The following is a 232-nucleotide window of genomic DNA, read 5'->3' as shown; positions in this document are numbered from 1 at the left end:
TCCGTGTCCGTCACTCGCAGTAACACGACATGGCTGCCCACATCGGCATTGCCTGGCGTGCCACTTAACACGCCTGAAGTCGTATTGAAGCTCAACCAACTCGGTTTGGTCACCGCGCTTAAGGTTAAGGTGTCGCCCACATCGGTATCACTCGCCGCAAAGGTGTAGCTGTATGCCGCATCTTGAGTGGCGGCAGTGATGGCCGTTGAACTGATGGTCGGCGCATCGTTGA

At 56.5% G+C, this 232-nt stretch carries 1 protein-coding gene; it reads right to left on the bottom strand.

Translation table 11 applies throughout. The features are described 5' to 3' along the window. Positions 1-232 (bottom strand): putative Ig domain-containing protein (locus FW758_RS24980; protein ID WP_446446868.1); only part of this gene is annotated, 232 nt, incomplete at both ends.

The organism is Shewanella sp. 1180_01 (genome assembly GCF_052850535.1).
This window is presented reverse-complemented; position numbering and strand designations above follow the sequence as displayed.